This window comes from Neptuniibacter sp. QD72_48 (assembly GCF_047778065.1).
Classification (GTDB): Bacteria; Pseudomonadota; Gammaproteobacteria; order Pseudomonadales; family Balneatricaceae; genus Neptuniibacter.
The window spans coordinates 389,198-409,956 of the sequence record NZ_CP180547.1; the positions used below are offsets into that span (position 1 = coordinate 389,198).

The following is a 20,759-nucleotide window of genomic DNA, read 5'->3' on the forward strand; positions in this document are numbered from 1 at the left end:
TTATTAGTGGTCGCGATGCACAATAAAATCAGCGAGGGCTTTTAGTTCTGATGCGTCTTCGCCGAATACATCTAATGCCGATAGGGCCTGTTGATGAAGCTGCTGTAATTTCAGCTTAGCACCTTCCAAACCCAATAGAGCTGGATACGTAGGTTTATTCTGTTCTAGATCAGAACCTTGAGGTTTTCCGATCACTGCAGAATCGCCTTCTATATCGAGAATGTCATCTTGTACTTGGAAGGCTAGGCCGATGGCGTTGGAATATTCTGCGAGTGCGGCTAACTGTTTTTGATCGGTTAAGCCTGCACAGATGGCTCCCATTTGCACTGAGCAAGTCAGCAGGGCACCGGTTTTATGTTGGTGCATAGCTTCAAGCCGCTCAAGTGAAAGAGAGTTGCCCACATTACGCAGATCAAACGATTGTCCGACAACCATACCTTGATGCCCAGACGCATGACTCAGCTTTTGGATAAGGTTTAAACGAGTTTCTGCCGTTAGTTTGTCATCGGATGAGATCAATTCGAATGCTAAACATTGCAAAGCGTCACCCGCTAATATTGCGGTCGCTTCATCAAAAGCAATATGGCAGGTTGGTTTGCCTCGTCTTAGGTCGTCATCATCCATTGCCGGAAGATCATCATGAACCAAAGAGTAGCTATGTATGCACTCAATAGCGGCTGCTGCGCTGTCGGCTTGTTCGTGACTGCTGCCTTGCATTGCATTGACCATATAGATCAAAGCCGGTCGAATGCGTTTTCCACCATTGAATAGTGAATATTGCATAGATTCTTGTAGGACCGGATCTATACTGTCTTTATTGATACATTTCTGAAGGTGGTGATCTACCCGCTCTTGGTAGCTCTTGAGTAGATTGCGGATCTCCAAGATCAGCTGTCCTCGTCTGCAGTAAACGGTTTGGTTGAAAGTTCACCGTCGGATTCTATCAAAAGCTGAACTTTTTGCTCTGCTTGAGTAAGAATTCCTTGGCACTCTCGAGTTAGGCTGACACCCTCTTCAAAGGCTTGAAGTGACTCTTCCAAGGAAAGATCTCCTTGTTCCATTTTGGTCACTAGGGATTCAAGTGCTTGCAGGGATTGTTCAAAGTCAGTTGTTTTTTTCTTACGTGGCATAAGAGCGAATCTTAGATTGAAAGCGCTAAACTTACCGAAGCCAGCAGCTATAAGCAAATATACATACAATTTCTATAGTTAAACGATTGTATGATGGGTGAAACCCTGTGCTTTTTTGCTATGATAGGCAGCTTAGATTTGAACAGTTTGCGCGCTTAATTAAGGAGTAATGAGTGGATATAGCAACGCTCGTCGGATTATTAGGCAGTTTTGGTATTGTAATAGCTGCGATCGTCACTGGTGGTGATGCTGGGGTGTTTATTAACCCTCCGTCTTTGTTGATCGTTGTTGGTGGTTCCATCTTTGTTGTATTGATGAAATTCACACTGCCCCAGTTCCTTGGTGCCGGCAAAGTTGCGGCTAAAGCATTTATGTTCAAGTCGTTAAATCCAGAAGAGATTATCGCTGAAACGGTAGATCTGGCCGATGCGGCGCGAAAAGGTGGCTTGCTTTCTCTAGAAGATAAGACGGTAAGTAGCGATTTCATGCAGCGAGGAATCCAGTTGCTGGTGGATGGTCACGACCCTGAAGTCGTCAAAGGTCTGCTGAATAAAGAAGCTAAGTTGACTCACGATCGTCATGAATTTGGTGCGACTGTATTCTCCGCGATGGGGGATGTAGGTCCTGCAATGGGGATGATCGGTACGCTGGTAGGTCTGGTACAGATGCTATCAAACATGAGTGATCCTAAATCCATCGGTCCTGCGATGGCGGTAGCACTTCTAACTACCCTTTATGGTGCAATGCTTGCGACCATGGTCACCATTCCTTTGGCAGATAAACTAAACGTCCGTAAAGATGAGGAAGCGTTGAACTCGGCTTTGATTATTGATGGTCTGTTGGCTATCCAAGCGGGTCAGAACCCTCGTGTTATCGAACAAATGTTGCGTAACTATCTGCCAGAAGGCAAGCGTGCAGCGGCTGAAGGTTAATTCGGTAAAGGACTAGAGCGATGAGTGACGATACCGAAGAACAAGAATGCCCCCCCTGCCCCCCCGGGCTTCCGGCTTGGTTGGCAACGTTTGGCGACTTGATGTCGCTGCTGATGTGCTTTTTCGTACTTCTACTTTCCTTCTCGGAGATGGACGTACTGAAGTTTAAACAGTTGGCAGGTTCAATGCGCGAAGCGTTTGGTGTTCAAAACCAGATTAAAGTAGAGGATATTCCAAAGGGTACCTCTATTATCGCGCAGGAATTTAGCCCTGGTCGACCAGAACCCACGCCTCTTAACGAAGTCCGTCAGATGACGGTCAATAACGATATGAATACCTTGGATATTCGATCTAAAGAGGGTGATAGCGACTCGCCTGATAAAGAGGCGGGTGAAGCGCAAGAGCTGCAGAAACAACAAGAGCAGGAAGCGAAAGAGGAAGCGGTTGAGTTTGCTGCTGCTTTGGCTCAAGAGATCGGTGAAGGTAGTGTTGAAGTTGAGACGGATGGTAAGAAAATTATTATCCGTATCAAGGAGAAAGGCTCTTTCGATTCCGGTTCTGCCGAGCTGAAGTTCGAGTCAATTCCTGTGTTGGCTAAAATCAGAGATGTGCTTTTAAATGTTAAAGGTCGTGTCGCTATTGAAGGGCACAGTGATAATATCCCTTATGCCGGTCGACGCTTTGAATCTAACTGGGATCTGTCTGTTGCACGCGCATTGGCGGTAGCGCATGAACTATTTGGCGATCCGCGAATCGATCAATCTCGCTTTAAAGTACTCGGTTTGGCAGACACGAAACCATTAGTGCCAAACGATACTCGTGCAAACCGTGTTAAGAACCGCCGTGTAGAGATTATTGTGCAGAAGGGTAAAGATAAGGAATCCTTAGAAAAGATTCAGGCGCGCCAAGATGGCGATCCTGATGGGGAAGTTATCAATCTAAGACCTGATGATATTTTCTAAGCAATAATTACTGCTCCAATAAAAAAACCGCCAAAAGGCGGTTTTTTTATTGCTGAAACTCTAACTTACTTAGAGTTATCAACCATGTACTGGATCGCAGCTTTTAGTTCGCCGTCTGTGCAGTCCATGCAAAGACCACGTGGTGGCATTTGGCCTTTACCTTTGTCAGCTGTAGCGTAAAGTGCATCGATGCCTTGTGCTGAGCGTTCAGCCCACGCTGCAGCATCACCTACTTTAGGTGCATCAGCAACACCAGATGCGTGGCACATTGCACATTTAGTGTTGTAAACAGTAGCTCCGTCACGTTCTGCCATTGCTGCTGCTGGAATCATCATTGCTGCAGCTGCAGTCGCCATCAGTAGTTTTTTCATTGTAATTTTCCTGTAGGTGCTCATGAGTTTGTCATTGGGACTAATTCGACTTCGCCCTCACAACCAAGTCTGCTACCCCCTAGTAGCATCTATTAGTAACCCAAACAGAGTGAATTGTATCTGAACAAAGTCAATAGAAGAACGAAATAATGCTAAAGGATAGCTTGATACAGGAAAGATTGGTTTGGTTGGCGGGCTTAGTTACCTAAACGCATGGCAAAATTAGCCTGGTTATGTTGAATTTGAATGGTTTTTTCATGGATACGTTCTTCCGCATGAAACTCTGCGATGGCCTGATCTACGATGTTTTTAGGTGCCATTGCTAAGTTGCGAACATCCATTTCGGAATAGCCACGTTTCAGCAACTGCTTCAGCTGAGTTGTTAAAGTTGTTTCTGTCATTTTCTTTGCCTCTTTAAATTTAATACTCATCATGCATTAGATTTATTACAGAAATATGTCATTCAATTGATGATTTTGTTGAATGGGGAGCGAGGTTTTAGTCTTCGGAATTTTTTAGTGCCATGCTGATGAGTGCACTGTAAAGCTGTACTAAGTTACCAATAAATAGATGGTGCTCTGGTGAATCTGTAGAAAGTATATGTAAATTCTGGATCGCTTTGTGGAGAGTCTCTAAAAACTCGAGGTCGTAGGATTCTGCTGCTTGGCCTGCTTGTAAACGGTCACGAAGTTCATAGGCGCGAGGAAGCAGACGTTTCTGAATATCCAGAATACTTATTTGAATGACGCTTTCTTTGCGAGAAGTATTCATGAGTGCTGCGTTTTGCTTGGTTCGATACTAACAGCATAGTAGGCATTCAGGATTTTGTTTCTGAAGCCTATCTATTCAATCTTTAGCTTTGATGCCTAAAGAGGAGTAGGCGGCCGCAGTGACTTCAGGATCTAAAGGCGGCGGTGTTATATCAACTTCAGAGGATAGTTGTTTTACAACACATTTGAGTGCTTCTATCCGTGTGTACCATTTATGGTTGGCTGCAATGACATTCCACGCTGCAATTTCTGTATGTGTGTAGTGCAACATGTCATTGATCGCGTGAGTATAATCTTCCCAACGTTCACGATTACGAATATCTTCTGTGGTTAGCTTCCAGCGTTTAACTGGATTGTTTAGGCGCTCGGTAAAACGCCTCAGTTGTTCATCGGGGGTGATGTGCATAAAGATTTTTATTATGCGAGCACCATCATCAATCAAGCTACGTTCAAATTCGTTTATCTCTTGGTAGGCTCTCTGCCATTGCTGTGGTGAAGCAAACTCTTCAACCCGCTCCACTAATACACGGCCGTACCAGGAACGATCAAATATCGCGATAGAACCTGCGGGCGGCAATTTTTCTTGGAAGCGCTGAAGGTAGTGTTTGCTTTGTTCGATTGATGTTGGCGCACTAATTGGGTGAACAGTGAAACCGCGAGGATCTAACTTTTCGGTGATACGTCTAATAGCGCCGCCTTTACCACTGGCATCCCAGCCTTCAAATACAATTATGGCCCGGCGGTTTTGATGATAATAAGCTTGTTGTACTTCAAGTATGCGCTTTTGCCATTTTTTCAATTTCTTTAGATAGTCATTTTTGTCTGCGAGTACCGCATCTTCGAATGTTATTGAATCTAATTGAGGAGAGGGATATTTGAGTATGATCGCGCTGGGTGTATGCATTAAAAATTCTCCCTCATCGTGTTAAGTAATGGTTATAGTGGTTCCTAACTACTGCTTTTTAACCAGTCTCTAGCGGCTGTAGTGATCTTTTCCACAGCGGTATGCGAGATCTTTCGTTCGATAGAAATTGCGTAAAAGTTATTCACAATCTCATTGGTTTCACCTAGCGTCACCAAACCGAGCTGCGCAGATACTTCATCTCTAATCGGCGTAGGTACCACCATAATCCCTTTACCAGCATTGGCGAATGCTTTAATCAATGCGCTGTCATCAAATTCGCCTACCACTCGAGGATGGATACGGTTCTTACTAAACCACTGTAGCAGTTGTGAGCGGACAATGGTTGTTTCGCTTGGAAGCAGCATAGGGGAACCATTAAGATTGTGGGGGAACTCTCCACTTAGTTGCTCAACTACTGATGGGCTTGCCATAAAACTACTGCCACAGGTGCCTAAACTATGGCTAAAACCATTAATACTGACATCAGAAGGTATAGGTGATTCTGAAATCACCAGATCTAATCTATGCAGGGCAAGTTCTGCGAGTAGCTCGTTGATATCACCCTCATGGCAAATCATTCTGACATTGTTGATGTCATCCATAGCCGGGGAGAGTAGGTGATAAGCGATCGATTTCGGTACTACATCTACCACGCCTACCTTGAAAACTAAGGGACGGATCTTATCTAAATTACGGACCCGTTCTTCCAGTTCGCCACCCAACGAAAAGATATCACTGGCGTAGCTTAAAACCATATGACCCGTTTCGGTGAGTTCTAATTGCCTACCTACTTTTGTGAAGAGAGAGCAGCCAAGGTAATCATCAAGCAAGCTCAGCTGAGCACTAATTGTGTGTGGTGTAACACTCAGACGCTCAGCAGCAGCAGCTATGCTCCCCTCTTTAGCGACCATCCAGAAATAGTGAAGGTGTTTGTAATTAATCATCAAAAAACTCGGTAAAATCGATGCTTTTGTTAATAATAATCGAGTTTTATTGTTTTTGGTAGGCGGTTAAATTTTGAACTGTTGATACCGGAAAGCCTTTTGGCTTTTGGTTAGTAAAAACCAGGAGGGGTGTATGAATACATCTATAAGATCTTCAGCAGCTCAGACGCAACCATCTGCGTTAGAGTCTAATAAAGTACTACGCAACACCTATGCATTGTTATCTATGACTTTGCTGTTCAGTGCGATCATTGCTGGTGGATCCATTGCGCTCCAGTTACCTCACCCCGGTGTCATCATCTCTTTAGTCGGCTTTTTTGGTTTATATTTTCTGACCTACAAGCTGCGCAATAGTGTTTGGGCATTACCTTCAGTCTTTGCTCTGACTGGTTTTATGGGTTACACCCTAGGCCCTATTGTTGGTCATTATTTGTCAATGCCGGGTGGCGGTTCTATCGTAATGAATGCGATGGGTATGACAGGAATAATTTTCTTAGGCCTATCAGCTTATGTTTTAACCACACGTAAGAACTTTACCTTTATGGGTGGCTTCTTAATGGTCGGTGTTTTACTGGCGTTTGTTGCAGGCTTAGGGGCAATCTTTTTCCAGATTCCTGCTCTGTCTTTAGCTGTATCGGCAATGTTTGTACTGTTGATGTCTGGTTTTATTCTTTATGAGACAAGCAACATCCTGCACGGCGGTGAGACAAACTACATCATGGCAACAGTGTCCTTGTATGTGTCCATCTATAACTTGTTTACCAGTTTATTGCATATCCTAGGTTTCCTAGGTGGTGAAGATTAAGACATTAAACCCTTTATTAGCTATGCACTTGTGATAACCCCACTGGGGTATTCAGGCGACCTTTTAGGTCGCCTTTTTTTATTTCAGCCAATCGGCAGCAACTTGAATTGGTTGTTGATCTCGTTCTGAAACCCAAATGGCCAATGCATGCTTTTGAGACGTTTGTAGATGGGGTAGTTCAAAGCTCCAGTTATAGTCTGATTGGGCTTTTTGTTGTTTATGTAAAACCACAAATTGATGTTGAAGTAGGCGGCCTGCATTTTCGCCTGAAGTGACTTGGCTACTGAGATTAAACCCGAGTACTGCAACATGAGCTATAAGCACCTTTCGGTCCCTTTTTGGGGTATAACTTACTTTGAGGGTTTGGCTGTTGAGGCTAGCTTTAAGTAGTCCCCCAGAGGAAGATTGATTGGGTAGGGCTTTGCCTTGGAAAAACCCTCGCCATTCTTTGCCGGAGCTAATCCAGCCCGGTGTATACACACTTTTTAAATTTCCTAAGCGGCGATGATTGTATTGGCGCTGTTTAAACTCAGGTTGGGCAAATCGATCTTCCCAGCCAATGTAATCCCAATAGTCTACATGAAAGGCTAAAGGTACTACCTTTTTCCAAAGGTCTGCGGAACCTATAAAGCTGTTGATATAGCGTTCTGCTGGAGGGCAGCTGGAACAGCCTTCTGAGGTATAGAGCTCAATTAACTGAGGTACAGCTCCTTGATTTTCAAAGATCTGCTCAGCCGCTAAAGCTTGAGGTAAGAAATAAAGGCAGGCTGCAATTAACGAATTGGCGAACGATTTCATAACTCTGTCCTCTCATTTCCTATGAGACTTCAGAGCCTTGAGTGAGTTCAGTTATTCAACATCGATCTTACATGCTGGGCTTTTGCCAGGGAGTGTGTCAAAGGCATCTAATTGATTCACGGTTTGATACCAATCGGCTCGACTGCCCCAAAAAAGATTACGTTCCGGTGGTACCTCGGGGCCTGTATCCAGTGTGCCGGCTGGAATGATCATTGCTTTACCTGTTTGGGCTAGCCACGGTAGGTTAGATCCACATTTTTTACAGAAGCAGACAGCAAAATGTTTGGCATCGCTGGGTTCATAGCGTCCAACGTATGCTTCTCCCGCCGTCCAGCGGAATTGCTCTGGTGGCATTATTATGTTGCTAGCATGTGCGCTGCCAGTGGTTTTGCGGCAACGTGAACAGTGACAGTATTGAAAGGTGGAAAAGGGTGGTGATATTTCATACTGAACTTCATCACATAAACAACTGCCCCTGTAAACCTCTTCTCCGCTCATGAAATCATCCTAGCGATCAAACGCTGTCACCATTGAATCTAGTTGTTTTACCAGTTCATGCAGTTCACTGCTAGCGGAAGCGGTTTCATCAGAGGCTTCACTGTTGCGACGGGCAAGGTCCCTGATCGCGACGATATTTTGTTGGATCTCTTCTACAACGGAGGACTGTTGTTCAGAACTGCTGGCGATCTGTAAACAGCGATCAGAAATATCATCAATAGAGCTTTGTACTGTTTGGAAGGCTTCATCAGCAATGTTTGCCACATCGACACTTTGCTTAGCATGATCGCGGCTTTGCTCCATGATGTTGACTGTTTTATCTACAGCAGACTGTACACTTTCAATTGAGGCTTCTATTTCTTGAGTAGAATTTTGCGTACGTGTTGCTAAGGTACGAACTTCATCTGCTACCACTGCGAAGCCGCGTCCTGTTTCACCTGCGCGCGCGGCTTCGATAGCAGCGTTCAGTGCTAGTAGGTTGGTTTGTTCAGCAATATCATTAATCACCGTTACGACATTGCCGATCGCATCTGTATGTTGTTTTAGCTCCATGGTAGCTTCCGTTGCTTCCACTACTTCATTAGACAGATCTTTAATGTGATTTACCGTGTTGTATAGTGCGCTTCGACCTTCTTCAGTTGTAGAGCGTGCATTCTGCGATGCATTCGACATATCGCTAGTGTTAGCTGCAATTTCTTGTGATGCACATGCCATTTCGTGAACAGCAGCGGCGACCATGTCACTTTCTTTATCTTGTTGGCTGATCCCTTCGTTAGTTTGACGGATAGCGTTATCGGTGACATCAATGGCTTGATCAATGGTGTGACTAACATCTCCCAATCGTGTAAGTACGGTAGTGTTTCTGGCTTCATTCATCTGTAAAGCGAGATCAATTTCACCAAATTCATCCTGACGAGGGCAGTACATTAATTGGATTAGAGGATTGCTGAAGCGATCGCGTGCACGATTAGCTAGCTCTTTAATTGGAGCGGTTAAGCGCAACAGACAGGCCCCTAAAAGAACTTCGGTCAGAGCCATAATTCCTAAAATAGGCAGTGACGCACCTGCAAACCATGAAGCAATTAAACTAATAAATGAAATTAAGGCGAAGATAGCAAATGTTTGGTTGCTAATAGATTTCAGTTTTAATGCCTTGCCCGCTTTACCGGCATTGGCCACTGAATAAATAACTTCTGCTTTAGAAACCTGTTCGGCGGTTGGCTTAAAGCGAACCGATTGATAGCCAACTTTTTGGCCTTTTTCATACAAAGGGGTTACGTAAGCATCGACCCAGTAATGATCGCCATTTTTACAACGGTTTTTAACAATTCCGCGCCACGCATGGTTTTCTTTTAAGGACATCCAGAGGTTTTCAAAGGCAGCGGGTGGCACGTCTGGGTGGCGAACAATATTGTGGGCTTTACCTAAAAGCTCCTCTTCAGTGAACCCTGAAATATCACAAAAAACCTGATTAACGTAAGTGATACGTCCTTTGAGGTCTGTTGTTGAAATAATGCGCTGACCTTCAGGTAGTACCACCTCGCGGTTGGTAACTGGCATTTTTTTCATGGTTCACCCTTCTTCGCATGCAAAAAGTAAAAACTAACGGCTCTTAATTATTAGATGTGTACAATGTATTTGATCTGCACAGTTTAGTAATAGTTATAGCTGTATTTAAGTGATATAGCTCAGAAGGCTGACTGATTTATTGATATTTTTTAGCATTTAGTCCTCTGTGAGCTCTGATAATAAAAAGGAATAAAGCATGTCGTTTCGATTAGAATTTAAAGTGCGTGATTACGAATGTGATTTGCAAGGCATCGTAAACAATGGCGTTTACTTCAATTATTTAGAGCATGCGAGGCATGAGTATCTTTTAGACAAGGGGATCGACTTTGCTAAGTTGACCGAAGATAAAATTCATCTGGTCGTTGTTCGTTCTGAGATGGATTATAAAAATTCTTTAACCAGTGGTGATCGCTTTGTTGTTGAAGTAAGTGTCGAGAGGGTGAGTAAAGTTAAGTTTGGTTTTCGTCAGCGTGTGATTAGATTGTCCGATGAAAAGGTGGCCCTTGAAGCGTTAGTAATCGGAACGGCATTAAATGAAAGAGGGCGTCCATTTGTGTTACCAGAAATCGCCGCTTTGATGCCAGAAGAGTAAGATTAGGAAGAGAAAGTACCCAGTGAACTTTTCAGCTTGGTTGTTAGCGAATGAACCGATAGTGCGCTTAAGCTGTTTTTTCGGCGTGTTCACGGTGATGGCCTGCTGGGAGTTATATAGGCCTTTCCGACCTTTGCTGCAAAAAAAATGGTTTCGTTGGCGATCGAATCTCAGTTTGGTTGTGCTTAATAGTTTGCTGCTGAGGGTTATGTTTCCGGTAGCGGCTGTTGGCGTTGCTGGATATGCGCAGGCCAAAGGGTTTGGACTTTTTATATGGTTGGATTTGCCTATTTGGTTGGAGGTTTTATTAGCTGTAGTGCTTTTGGATTTTCTGATTTATGCACAGCATGTTCTCTTTCATAAAGTTCCTTTGCTATGGCGTTTTCACCGCATGCATCATGCGGATCCAGATATTGATGTGACCACGGGGGCTAGATTTCATCCAGTTGAAATTGTCCTGTCGATGCTGATTAAAATGTTGATGGTGTTTCTTCTGGGGCCAGCGGTGGTTGCGGTGATCTTATTTGAAGTGTTACTCAATGCATCAGCCATGTTTAATCACTCGAATATACAATTGCCTAAACTATTAGATAGGGTGATTCGTTGGCTATTTGTTACCCCTGATATGCATCGAGTGCATCATTCAAAAATTCTCAGTGAGACGGATAGTAATTATGGCTTTGCGTTATCCTGTTGGGATCGAATCTGTAAGACTTATATTGAGAAGCCCGCTAAAGGCCAAGTAGGTGTAGAGATCGGATTAAACGAGTTTAATGATCCAAACACCTCTTGCCGTTTGGGTGGTATGTTGATGTTACCGTTTAAAAAGTGATTATTTAGTTTGAGTTAGCTGGGACCAGAAGGCGTTGATCAGCGGGTTCTTAAGTTTTTTCTCTAAAGTCACTATCCCAACTTCATAGGGTTTGAGTTTAGGTGTGATGTCGAGTACTTCCACGCTGCTTGCTAGTGGACTGTTTTGCAGAACAATCTCAGGTACAACACCTATGCCAAACCCTAGACTTACCATGCTCACAATAGCTTCGTTACCCGATACTTGGGCATAGATGATCGGTTTTATATCTTGATCTTTAAACCAGCGATCGACTCTTTTACGAGCCAAACCCGCTTCGGATAGGATCATCGGTGTGGAGCTATCTGGCCGAACCGGTGGTTTATCTTGACCTTGTAGTCCCTGTATTGGCGCTATAAATAGGAGGGGAGAGATGGCAATCGTCTTAAATGCAATCCCTGCCGGTAACGCGTCAGGTTTTGCGCTGATAGCAAAGTCTTCATCTCCGGATAGTATGCGGGATATAGCGTGTTCATGATCCCCGGTGTGTAACTTGATCTCTATTTTGGGATAGTCGGTACGGAACTCACTCAAGATATCGAACAGGAAGCTGTAACTGGCGGTAACCGAGCAATACATACTTATTTCGCCCTGAAGTTCACCCGACCTTTCCATCAGTTGAGTGCGCACCATATCCCATTGACCTAGGGAATCGCGGGCATAGCCTAAGAATATTTTGCCTTCTGTCGTAAGGGCAACACTGCGGTTATCTCGTTCAAACAGATCTGTGCCGACTTCTTCTTCCAACTGCTTGATGCTTCTGCTTAGTGCCGAAGGACTTATGTAAGAAGCTTCGCTTGCTCGACCAAAATGTAAGGTTTCGGCTAAGTGAACGAATTGTTTGAGCTGTCTGATATCCATAATGTTGCGCTTTTTCGAATGTTTCTCTTATTTTATGCCAATTTTTAATCTAATAGGAGTGCCTCTGCTTATTTTTTGTTCAGTTTTGTCATATTTCTATGCTATTTTCTATGTTGTTATTGTGCGGTGCACAAAAGCAGCAGGAGGCACGTATGACAAAGTCATTGAATTTGGCATTACAGGGTGGTGGTGCTCATGGAGCATTTGCCTGGGGCGTTTTAGATCGTTTACTTGAAGAGGATATCAAGCCTCAAGCGATCAGCGGAACTAGTGCAGGTGCTATGAATGCGATTCTGCTTGCACATGGTTGGCAGTTGAATGGTGCTTCAGGAGCAAAGGATTTATTAGACCAATTTTGGCACAAGGTTTCTCTTAACTCTCCTTCGGAGTTGATAGGTTCTCAGTTGCCCGATTCCCAGATGACGGCGGTGACAGGGTTTATGCTCGATCTCTTGCGTTATCTATCGCCTTACGACCTTAACCCTCTCGATATTAATCCATTGCGTGGTTTGCTGGATGATATTGTCGACTTTGAAATGCTGAGAAATGATGGATCAATACAGTTATTCATAGCTGCTACCGATGTTACAACAGGCAAAATTCGTCTATTTAGAGAGAATGAGCTGACCACGGAGCATGCTTTGGCTTCGGCGTGTTTACCAACGTTGCACCAAGCTATTGAAATTGATGACTGTTACTACTGGGATGGAGGCTTCTCCGGCAATCCAGCGGTGTATCCGCTGATCTTTGATTGTCAGGAAGAGGATATCTTAATGGTTTTGCTTCAGCCTATGCAGGGACGTGATCTCCCGACGACCTCTCATGCGATTAACCAACGTGTTACTGAGTTGGGTTTTCAAAGTACTTTTTTACGAGAGATGAGAGCGATCAGCTATACCCGACAGCAGGCTAAAGATAAGTTTTTCAGTACCAGTAGTCTGGAGCGGCGGTTCAAAGCGCTACGTTTTCATCTGATTGAATCGGGTGAAGTGTTATCTAGTCTGGAACAAGCCAGCAAATATGATACCCGGCAGGAATTTCTTTTAGGTCTCAAGGAAAAGGGACGAAATGCCGCAGAACAGTGGATTGGATCAAACTTCAGTGCGATAGGGCAGAGGCCAAGTTGTGACATCGAGGCGATGTTTTTATAGTACTAAGATAAAGTATTGGTATGGATGGGAAGCATGGTGAAAAGTAGGGACCAACTGAAGTTATTGCTGCTTCAGATCCGAGATGAAGATCAAGTTCGAAGGGAAGAGCTAGAGAGTTTTGCTGAATACTGCGGGCTTAATATCGAGCAGTTTGATGTGCTTAATGTCTTTGATACACCGACATTTCCAGATACTGCCGCCGATAATTATGACGCTTTGCTAGTCGGTGGTGCCAGTGAGGCTAATGTACTTTTCCCAGACATTTACCCATTTGTAGATCAGTGTCAGCAGCTCATTTTACGTTGCGCAGAAACCGACAAGCCAGTGTTTGCCTCCTGCTTTGGTTTTCAGTTAGCGGTATTAGCGCTTGGTGGTGAGATCTTGCATCGAGAGAAAAATTTCGAGATGGGTACAATACCTATCTCGCTTGATCATAGCGTTTGGCAGGATCCAATATTTCGAGATACCCCCGACAATTTTTATGCAGTTTCAGTGCACAAGCAGTACGCAAATGAACTGCCGAAAAACTGTGTTTCTCTTGCTTACACAGATAAATGCATTCATGCATTTAGAGTAAAAGATAAGCCTTTCTGGGCTTTTCAATTTCATCCTGAGGTTGGTAAACGAATCTTGGTTGAGCGACTGACCTTTTACAAAGATAAATACACAGATGGAGATGATCACCTTGATCAGGTGCTAGCGACTGCACAAGAAACGCCTCAATCAAATGCGTTGCTAACTAAATTTGTGGATAGAATTCTATTAGATCAGGATCATCTAGATCTCTAGAAATGGCATCCTGACGCTGGTCACAGTAGAATGGGGTTTCTCTATATTATGGAATATAAAAAATCGCGATGAATGAGCCGCAAAATCAAGATAATCAAGAACCGATAAAGCCTCGTAGCCGCGGGATCTACCTGCTGCCTAATTTATTTACGACAGGGGCATTGTTTTCAGGGTTCTATGCAATTGTTGCGAGTATGAATGGGCACTTTGAAAATGCCGCAATAGCGATCTTTGTTTCGATGGTACTGGATGGGCTTGATGGTCGAGTAGCACGTATGACCAACACCTCCAGTGCATTTGGTGCGGAGTATGACTCACTAGCTGATATGGTTTCCTTTGGTGTAGCGCCTTCACTCGTGGTTTTCTCCTGGGTGTTGGATGATATTGGCAAACTAGGCTGGTTTGCTGCATTTATCTATGTAGCAGGGGCAGCTTTAAGACTTGCCCGCTTCAATACCCAAATTGGTTCGACAGATAAGCGTTACTTTATTGGATTGCCTAGCCCAGCAGCGGCGGCTGCAGTGGCTGGTTTAGTGTGGGCTGCGACCGAGTATGAAATAGATGGATCGGCTTATGTTTATTTGATTGCTGCGTTTGTTGCTTTGGTCGGTGTTTTGATGGTGAGTAATGTACTTTATTACAGCTTTAAAGATGTCAGCCTAAAAGAGAAAGTACCTTTCTTGATCTTAGCGGGTATTGTCTTAGCTGTAGGTATTATCTCAATTAGCCCGCCTGCATTCTTATGGATTTTATTCCTAGCTTATGCGGTGTCTGGGCCAGTATTGTGGTTGATGCGCAAAACTAAGCAGAAACCTGCGGCCTAAGCGTCAGGTAAAAGCATTTTAGATTTATTTTACGGCTCCTTTAAGGGGCCGTTTTTCTGCTATACCTCATAATAGCCCCTATAGAAGGAGATTATTATGAAACCCTTCCCCTGTAACTGCCGTCCCCTTAAAACTCTTGTTTATACGGTGATTTTTCTGCTCTTTATTATCGTGATGATGAGTGGCGCTTTCATGCTGGTGGATAAGGTCTAACGAGCATATTTGCTCATGACTTACTTGCAAAATTTTCATCGCTGCTATACTTGCAGTTAACAACCAAGTGGATTGGTCGGAAATGATAGAACGGAGTCCAGGCGGAAAGAGAGCCTGCCCGAACCCTGTCGCTACCGACGTTGAAAGAGAAGTACAACGCCCTTAGTGAGAGGTTTCTGACAGGCTCTTTTGCGTGTATAGCAAAGGGGGCTGCAATGATAAAAACAATATCGGGATTTGTTGCACTGTTATTGTTTGCTAATAATCTCCAGGCTGATTGGGAGATAAATCTCACCCGAGGTGTTACCGAAATCAGTCGAGAGGTCTATGACCTGCACATGATTATTTTCTGGATCTGTGTGGCTATTGGTGTCGTTGTTTTTGGTGTGATGCTCTGGTCGGTGATCTATCATCGTAAGTCCAAAGGAGCAAAAGCGCACAACTTCCATGAAAGCCTTGTTGTCGAAATTGCTTGGACTTTAATTCCCTTCGTTATCTTGATTGCCATGGCTGTTCCTGCAACGGCAACCTTAATCAAAATGTACGATAACTCAGAATCTGAAGTTGATATTCAGATCACAGGTTATCAGTGGAAATGGCGATATCAATACCTAGCGGAAGATATCGATTTCTTCTCCAGTCTATCTACCTCGCGAGAGCAGATAAATAATAAAGCAGCTAAAGGTGAGCATTATCTGCTTGAAGTAGATAACCCTTTGGTGATTCCTGCAGGTAAAAAGGTACGCTTTTTACTGACCGCCAATGACGTTATTCATTCCTGGTGGGTGCCTGATCTTGCAGTGAAAAAGGATGCAATTCCCGGTTTTATAAATGAAGCATGGACTATTGTGGATAACCCCGGTGTTTATCGCGGGCAGTGTGCAGAACTGTGCGGTAAAGACCATGGGTTTATGCCAATTGTTGTCGAAGTAAAGACGCCAGAAGAATACGAAGCTTGGCTTGCTGAAGTTAGGCAAGCAGATCAAGAAAAAGCAGCTGAAGGGCAAAAAGATTGGTCGCTTGCAGAGCTTATGGAAACAGGAGAGGCGGTTTATAGCAAAGCTTGTTTGGCCTGTCATCAAGCTAATGGTGAGGGAATTTCGGGTGTTTTCCCCGCTTTAAAAAACAGTCCAATCGCTTTGGGTGAGCCGGGGCCTCATATCGATATTGTGCTTAATGGTAAAAAAGGCACGGCAATGCAGGCGTATAGAGATCAACTGTCGGCTGTGGAACTGGCTGCTGTAATTACTTATGAGCGAAATGCTTGGGGTAATAAGGTGGGCGATCTAGTTACACCGGCGCAGATTGCTGAGTTGAAAGAGTAGGAGGGGGCATGGATACGGTTGCAGCTTCTCATCATCATGGTCCGGCTACCGGTATAGGTCGTTGGTTATTCACAACCAATCATAAAGATATTGGAACTCTCTATCTCTGGTTTAGCTTCTTAATGTTCCTTACTGGCGGATGTATGGCATTGCTCATTCGAGCTGAGCTATTTCAGCCAGGGTTGCAGCTCATTCAGCCGGACTTCTTTAATCAGATGACCACCATGCATGGCTTAATCATGGTCTTTGGTGCGGTCATGCCGGCGTTTGTTGGCTTAGCCAACTGGATGATTCCTATCATGGTTGGTGCTCCAGATATGGCGCTGCCAAGAATGAATAACTGGAGCTTTTGGATTCTACCTTTCGCTTTCGCGATGATGCTGTCGACTCTATTCATGGATGGCGGTGCACCAAATTTTGGTTGGACATTCTATGCGCCTTTATCAACTACCTATGCACCGCCTAGTGTGACTTTCTTTATCTTCGCCGTTCACATGATGGGGATTAGCTCGATTATGGGGGCGATCAATATCATTGCCACCATACTCAATATGCGTGCGCCGGGTATGACCATGATGAAGTTGCCACTCTTCGTTTGGACTTGGTTAATTACGGCATTTTTATTGATTGCTGTTATGCCGGTATTGGCAGGTGTGGTCACGATGATGTTGATGGATATTCACTTCGGAACCAGCTTTTTTGATGCTGCTGGGGGTGGAGATCCAGTGTTATTCCAGCATGTATTCTGGTTCTTTGGTCATCCTGAGGTATACATCATGATCTTGCCTGCTTTCGGTATTGTCAGTGAGATCATTCCGACTTTCGCAAGGAAGAAGCTGTTTGGTTATACCTCGATGGTTTATGCCACAGCTTCTATAGCCATTCTATCCTTCATCGTTTGGGCGCATCACATGTTTACAGTCGGCCTACCTTTGGCTGGTGAATTGTTCTTTATGTTCACAACTATGCTGATTGCCGTGCCTACAGGGGTTAAAGTCTTTAATTGGGTCGCGACGATGTTTCGTGGCTCTATGACGTTCGAAACGCCGATGCTATTTGCACTCGCATTTGTGGTGCTTTTCACCATTGGTGGTTTTTCAGGCTTGATGTTGGCGATCGCTCCAGTCGATTTTCAATACCACGACACGTACTTTGTAGTTGCCCATTTCCACTATGTCTTAGTACCTGGTGCGGTCTTTGCCATTATGGCAGGAGCGTATTATTGGTTACCTAAGTGGTGCGGCAATTATTACAACGAAACCATGGGTAAAGTGCATTTCTGGTGTAGTTTTATCGGGGTGAATATCACCTTTTTTCCTATGCACTTTATCGGTTTAGCGGGTATGCCACGTCGTATACCTGACTATGCACTTCAGTTTGCCGATTTCAATGCGGTGGCTTCAGTAGGTGCGTTTATCTTTGGGCTATCGCAACTAATTTTCCTTTATAACATTGTGAGCTGTATTCGTAAGGGTAAGCAGGCCAGTGCGGAAGTTTGGGAAGGGTCTCACGGTTTAGAGTGGACCCTACCATCCCCTGCCCCTTATCACAGCTTTAGTACACCGCCAGAGGTGAAATAACAGCACTTTTGAGAGGTTGTTATGGCAGAGCAACGACATAAGAAAACAGTGCTATCACTGTTAAGTGGAACCCTGATTATGTTTGGGTTTGGCTTCGCGTTGGTACCTCTATATGACGTGTTTTGTGATATCACGGGGCTAAATGGAAAAGTGGATTTGGTTGCTGCGGAACCTAGTTTGGTTGTGGATAACAGTCGACAAGTAAAATTGCAGCTGGTGGCTATTAACAACGAATCTATGCCTTGGCGATTTAAACCAGAAAAGACTTCTATCATCTTGTCGCCTGGGGAAATGTATCAAACAGCCTATAAAGCGCGCAATTTGACCGATAATTTCATGATTGCGCAAGCAGTCCCTTCGGTTTCACCTTCAGAGGCTGCGCCTTATGTGCAAAAGATTAATTGTTTCTGTTTCGAACGGCAGCCGCTAAAGGCGAAAGAATTAAAGGCGATGCCGCTGGTTGTTTCTATCGCGCCAGAGCTTCCTAAGCACATAAAAACAGTAACACTCTCATACACCCTATTTGATATCACACCAGAAGCGGAAGTGAATTTGTCTGCGAGGAGGAACTCTCTATGAGTACTCAAACTTACTATGTGCCAGAACAAAGTCGTTGGCCTATTTTAGCATCGATCGCTTTGTTCTTTATGGCTTACGGTGCAGGCAGCTTAATCAATAGCCTTACCGCAGAAGAGGCTGGTGGAGCTGGTTTAATTCTTCTATTAGCCGGTGCATTGGGAATGGGGCTTATTTTATTGGGCTGGTTTAGCAACGTTATCCATGAAAGTGGTGAAGGTTTATACAGCCCACAAATGGATCGCTCATTCCGCTGGGGGATGAGCTGGTTTATCTTTTCTGAGGTTATGTTCTTTGCTGCATTCTTTGGCACTTTATTTTATGTCAGGACGTTAGCGGTGCCTTGGCTGGGTGGTGAAGGTGATAAAGGTGTTTCAAACATGCTGTGGGAAGGCTTTGAGGCACAGTGGCCTTTGATGGTGACACCAGATCAAAATGCTTTTCCGGGTCCTAAAGAGGTAATCGATCCTTGGCATATACCACTTTTCAATACCATTTTACTGATCGCATCGAGTTTTACAGTCACCCTTGCGCATAAAGCACTTAAGTTGGATCAACGCTCTAGGGTGGTGTTTTGGTTAGCTGTGACTGTCTTGCTGGGCAGCGTGTTTCTATATTTTCAAGCTTATGAGTATGTACTTGCTTACAACGAATTAGGCTTAACGCTTAATGCCGGTATATACGGGGCAACCTTTTTTATTCTTACAGGTTTTCATGGATTACATGTCACTTTAGGCACGCTGATGTTGATCATTATTTGGTTGCGGGTAATCAAAGGGCATTTCAGTTCAGAAAAGCATTTTGGTTTTGAGGCGGTGGCTTGGTATTGGCACTTTGTTGATGTGGTATGGGTCGGCTTGTTTCTATTTGTTTATATCTTGTAGTCGCTTAAAGCCCGTGAGGAACAATCTCACCGGTATAGAAGCCATAAATAAGTACCGCGATGATCATGACACTAAAAGTGACCCTGAAGAAAAGTGAGTTAACGGTTCGATGAGATTGACCTTGATCTCTTACTAAGAAGTAGAGGCCGGAAAATAAACTGATGAGAACGGCCATAAACAGAAGTAGTAAAAGTAACTTTAACGACATGCGCAGTACCTGATAGCTGTTCTTGGTGTAGGTAACTATGAGTAAAGTTCAGAGTGGTTCAGCCTTCAAGTGGATGTTGTGGATATCTGGAATTGTATTGTTGCCATTATTGATCGGACTGGGACTTTGGCAGTTGGACAGAGCGGAACAAAAGCAAGAGCTATTGGATAGCTGGCAACAAGCAGAACCAAGTCAGGAATTGCCGTTGGAGCAAGAGATGATAAGAGGGAGTTATAAAGCGGTTATCTTGAAGGGAGTGTTCGATCGAGAACGGTACTTTCTTTTAGATAATCGAGTACGAAAGGGGCGTGCTGGTTATGAGGTCGTTGCTCTATTTACTGCGGCTAGTGGTCGAAATGTATTGGTGAATCTTGGTTGGGTGTTAGCTTCGCAGGATCGCGGGGTTTTACCTGAAGTTGAAGTGCCTAAAGCTCAGCAAACGATAAGTGGAAGTATCAGGGTGGTTGAGAAAGGTTTTGCTTTATTAGGTGATGATCTAGCAGAGGATCGGTGGCCTAAGGTAATTCAGCAATTGGATGTGGAAAAAATATCGTCTCGGCTAGTTACAAGTATTGATGCGTTGGAAATAAGGCTAACAGAGCCGCTTGTTTCAGGTTTAGATCTAAATTGGCCAGTAGTGAATATGAAGCCAGAGAAACATTTAGGTTATGCATTTCAATGGTTCGCTATGGCATTTGCGTTGTTGTGTTTATTGATTTGGAGCGCTCTAAAGATAAGAAAGGAGGCTATATATGAACAGGTTTAGTTTTTGGCTTGTTTGGGCGGTTGGCTTAGTACCCATGCTGGTGGCTTCTTTTATGTTTTTTACGGGGATGATGATTCCAGAGCAGCGTGTTCATTCAGGTACTTTGCTTTCTGATCAGCATATTAATGATCTGAGCTTGGTTGGGAGTGAGCTGAAACAGCGTAAGTGGCAACTGTTATTAACTAAGCAAGATGATTGTGTCTCGCGTTGCGAGAAATGGTCAAAGGTGCTTAGCAATCTGCACACAGCATTAGGTAAGGAGCAAGATCGGGTCAAGCTGTTACAAGTGGATCTGAGTGCAACCACACTAGATAGGAATGAGTTTGGAAAGTTAGGAACGGCAATATGGGTCGTCGACCCATTAGGCAATATGGTGCTGCGATATACCTTATCAGATGAGCCGAGTCTGATTCTTAAAGATCTGCGCAAGCTGTTGAAAATGTCCCGGATTGGATAA

General features: G+C 44.1%; 26 protein-coding genes. 14 read left to right on the forward strand and 12 right to left on the reverse strand.

Annotated features, from left to right (window positions below):
- Window positions 1–3 precede the first annotated feature (3 nt).
- Together ispA and ACMXYX_RS01670 are read right to left on the reverse strand one after the other, a co-directional pair.
- On the reverse strand, window positions 4–885 hold the full coding sequence (ispA, locus tag ACMXYX_RS01665; protein ID WP_415906426.1) for a (2E,6E)-farnesyl diphosphate synthase: 882 nt from the start codon (window positions 883–885) through the stop codon (window positions 4–6).
- 2 nt (window positions 886–887) lie between these two features.
- Entirely contained in the window at window positions 888–1,130 is a 243-nt protein-coding gene (locus tag ACMXYX_RS01670) for an exodeoxyribonuclease VII small subunit (RefSeq protein WP_415883268.1), read from the reverse strand.
- A 173-nt stretch (window positions 1,131–1,303) separates the two neighbouring features.
- Between ACMXYX_RS01670 and pomA the strand changes: the two genes are divergently transcribed.
- Both pomA and ACMXYX_RS01680 read left to right on the forward strand, forming a co-directional pair.
- The gene (pomA, locus tag ACMXYX_RS01675; protein WP_415883269.1) at window positions 1,304–2,062 is read left to right on the forward strand and encodes a flagellar motor protein PomA; all 759 of its coding nucleotides are present in this window, start codon (window positions 1,304–1,306) and stop codon (window positions 2,060–2,062) included.
- Between the two features lie 20 nt (window positions 2,063–2,082).
- Window positions 2,083–3,024 carry a flagellar motor protein MotB gene (locus ACMXYX_RS01680; protein WP_415883270.1) on the forward strand — a complete coding sequence of 314 codons (942 nt, stop codon included), beginning with the start codon at window positions 2,083–2,085 and terminating at the stop codon, window positions 3,022–3,024.
- Window positions 3,025–3,089: 65 nt separating this feature from the next.
- On the opposite strand, the gene ACMXYX_RS01685 is transcribed toward ACMXYX_RS01680, so the two are convergent.
- The 5 genes from ACMXYX_RS01685 to nhaR all read right to left on the reverse strand — a co-directional run bounded on the left by ACMXYX_RS01685 (window position 3,090) and on the right by nhaR (window position 6,013).
- Window positions 3,090–3,395: a c-type cytochrome gene (locus ACMXYX_RS01685; RefSeq protein ID WP_415883271.1), complete on the reverse strand. Its 306-nt coding sequence runs from the start codon at window positions 3,393–3,395 to the stop codon at window positions 3,090–3,092.
- 197 nt (window positions 3,396–3,592) lie between these two features.
- Complete coding sequence (locus ACMXYX_RS01690; RefSeq protein WP_415883272.1) at window positions 3,593–3,796, reverse strand: hypothetical protein; 204 nt, start codon at window positions 3,794–3,796, stop codon at window positions 3,593–3,595.
- 97 nt (window positions 3,797–3,893) lie between these two features.
- On the reverse strand, window positions 3,894–4,166 hold the full coding sequence (locus ACMXYX_RS01695; protein WP_415902658.1) for a hypothetical protein: 273 nt from the start codon (window positions 4,164–4,166) through the stop codon (window positions 3,894–3,896).
- 75 nt (window positions 4,167–4,241) lie between these two features.
- The gene (locus ACMXYX_RS01700; protein ID WP_415883274.1) at window positions 4,242–5,069 is read right to left on the reverse strand and encodes a polyphosphate kinase 2 family protein; all 828 of its coding nucleotides are present in this window, start codon (window positions 5,067–5,069) and stop codon (window positions 4,242–4,244) included.
- Window positions 5,070–5,113: 44 nt separating this feature from the next.
- Window positions 5,114–6,013 carry a transcriptional activator NhaR gene (gene nhaR, locus ACMXYX_RS01705; protein ID WP_415883275.1) on the reverse strand — a complete coding sequence of 300 codons (900 nt, stop codon included), beginning with the start codon at window positions 6,011–6,013 and terminating at the stop codon, window positions 5,114–5,116.
- Window positions 6,014–6,146: 133 nt separating this feature from the next.
- Here nhaR and ACMXYX_RS01710 point away from each other — a divergent pair, with 133 nt between their 5' ends.
- Window positions 6,147–6,818 (forward strand): Bax inhibitor-1/YccA family protein, encoded by a 672-nt coding sequence (locus tag ACMXYX_RS01710; RefSeq protein WP_415883276.1) that lies wholly within the window; start codon window positions 6,147–6,149, stop codon window positions 6,816–6,818.
- A 78-nt stretch (window positions 6,819–6,896) separates the two neighbouring features.
- Here ACMXYX_RS01710 and ACMXYX_RS01715 read toward each other — a convergent pair whose 3' ends face one another.
- The 3 genes from ACMXYX_RS01715 to ACMXYX_RS01725 form a co-directional block, all read right to left on the reverse strand.
- The gene (locus ACMXYX_RS01715; RefSeq protein ID WP_415883277.1) at window positions 6,897–7,616 is read right to left on the reverse strand and encodes a DUF1223 domain-containing protein; all 720 of its coding nucleotides are present in this window, start codon (window positions 7,614–7,616) and stop codon (window positions 6,897–6,899) included.
- Window positions 7,617–7,667: 51 nt separating this feature from the next.
- Window positions 7,668–7,970, reverse strand: coding sequence for a GFA family protein (locus ACMXYX_RS01720; protein WP_415883278.1), 303 nt, complete (start codon window positions 7,968–7,970; stop codon window positions 7,668–7,670).
- 153 nt (window positions 7,971–8,123) lie between these two features.
- A complete protein-coding gene (locus ACMXYX_RS01725) occupies window positions 8,124–9,683 on the reverse strand; it encodes a methyl-accepting chemotaxis protein (protein ID WP_415883279.1) in 1,560 nt (519 codons plus the stop codon).
- Window positions 9,684–9,879: 196 nt separating this feature from the next.
- On the opposite strand from ACMXYX_RS01725, the gene ACMXYX_RS01730 reads away from it, so the two are divergent.
- Together ACMXYX_RS01730 and ACMXYX_RS01735 are read left to right on the forward strand one after the other, a co-directional pair.
- Window positions 9,880–10,275: an acyl-CoA thioesterase gene (locus ACMXYX_RS01730; protein WP_415883280.1), complete on the forward strand. Its 396-nt coding sequence runs from the start codon at window positions 9,880–9,882 to the stop codon at window positions 10,273–10,275.
- 208 nt (window positions 10,276–10,483) lie between these two features.
- On the forward strand, window positions 10,484–11,107 hold the full coding sequence (locus ACMXYX_RS01735; protein WP_415883281.1) for a sterol desaturase family protein: 624 nt from the start codon (window positions 10,484–10,486) through the stop codon (window positions 11,105–11,107).
- Here the strand turns inward: ACMXYX_RS01735 and ilvY are convergent, their stop codons facing one another.
- Window positions 11,108–11,986: an HTH-type transcriptional activator IlvY gene (gene ilvY / locus ACMXYX_RS01740; protein WP_415883282.1), complete on the reverse strand. Its 879-nt coding sequence runs from the start codon at window positions 11,984–11,986 to the stop codon at window positions 11,108–11,110. It lies immediately after the preceding gene.
- Between the two features lie 152 nt (window positions 11,987–12,138).
- Between ilvY and ACMXYX_RS01745 the strand changes: the two genes are divergently transcribed.
- The 7 genes from ACMXYX_RS01745 to ACMXYX_RS01775 all read left to right on the forward strand — a co-directional run bounded on the left by ACMXYX_RS01745 (window position 12,139) and on the right by ACMXYX_RS01775 (window position 19,328).
- Entirely contained in the window at window positions 12,139–13,137 is a 999-nt protein-coding gene (locus ACMXYX_RS01745) for a patatin-like phospholipase family protein (RefSeq protein ID WP_415883283.1), read from the forward strand.
- A gap of 33 nt (window positions 13,138–13,170) precedes the next feature.
- The gene (locus ACMXYX_RS01750; RefSeq protein ID WP_415883284.1) at window positions 13,171–13,926 is read left to right on the forward strand and encodes a type 1 glutamine amidotransferase; all 756 of its coding nucleotides are present in this window, start codon (window positions 13,171–13,173) and stop codon (window positions 13,924–13,926) included.
- Window positions 13,927–13,994: 68 nt separating this feature from the next.
- Window positions 13,995–14,750 carry a CDP-diacylglycerol--serine O-phosphatidyltransferase gene (pssA, locus tag ACMXYX_RS01755; RefSeq protein WP_415902667.1) on the forward strand — a complete coding sequence of 252 codons (756 nt, stop codon included), beginning with the start codon at window positions 13,995–13,997 and terminating at the stop codon, window positions 14,748–14,750.
- Between the two features lie 428 nt (window positions 14,751–15,178).
- Window positions 15,179–16,288: a cytochrome c oxidase subunit II gene (gene coxB, locus ACMXYX_RS01760; protein ID WP_415906427.1), complete on the forward strand. Its 1,110-nt coding sequence runs from the start codon at window positions 15,179–15,181 to the stop codon at window positions 16,286–16,288.
- A gap of 8 nt (window positions 16,289–16,296) precedes the next feature.
- Window positions 16,297–17,868, forward strand: a complete 1,572-nt coding sequence (ctaD, locus tag ACMXYX_RS01765; protein ID WP_415895569.1) for a cytochrome c oxidase subunit I — start codon at window positions 16,297–16,299, stop codon at window positions 17,866–17,868.
- A gap of 21 nt (window positions 17,869–17,889) precedes the next feature.
- Window positions 17,890–18,447, forward strand: coding sequence for a cytochrome c oxidase assembly protein (locus ACMXYX_RS01770; RefSeq protein ID WP_415893231.1), 558 nt, complete (start codon window positions 17,890–17,892; stop codon window positions 18,445–18,447).
- Complete coding sequence (locus ACMXYX_RS01775) at window positions 18,444–19,328, forward strand: cytochrome c oxidase subunit 3 (protein ID WP_415897420.1); 885 nt, start codon at window positions 18,444–18,446, stop codon at window positions 19,326–19,328. The genes ACMXYX_RS01770 and ACMXYX_RS01775 overlap by 4 nt, the downstream gene beginning before the upstream one ends.
- Before the next feature lie 4 nt (window positions 19,329–19,332).
- Here ACMXYX_RS01775 and ACMXYX_RS01780 read toward each other — a convergent pair whose 3' ends face one another.
- A complete protein-coding gene (locus tag ACMXYX_RS01780; RefSeq protein ID WP_415883290.1) occupies window positions 19,333–19,536 on the reverse strand; it encodes a twin transmembrane helix small protein in 204 nt (67 codons plus the stop codon).
- A gap of 37 nt (window positions 19,537–19,573) precedes the next feature.
- On the opposite strand from ACMXYX_RS01780, the gene ACMXYX_RS01785 reads away from it, so the two are divergent.
- Window positions 19,574–20,302 (forward strand): SURF1 family protein, encoded by a 729-nt coding sequence (locus tag ACMXYX_RS01785; RefSeq protein ID WP_415906428.1) that lies wholly within the window; start codon window positions 19,574–19,576, stop codon window positions 20,300–20,302.
- A complete protein-coding gene (locus tag ACMXYX_RS01790; RefSeq protein ID WP_415897421.1) occupies window positions 20,289–20,759 on the forward strand; it encodes a hypothetical protein in 471 nt (156 codons plus the stop codon). Before ACMXYX_RS01785 ends, ACMXYX_RS01790 begins: the two co-directional genes overlap by 14 nt.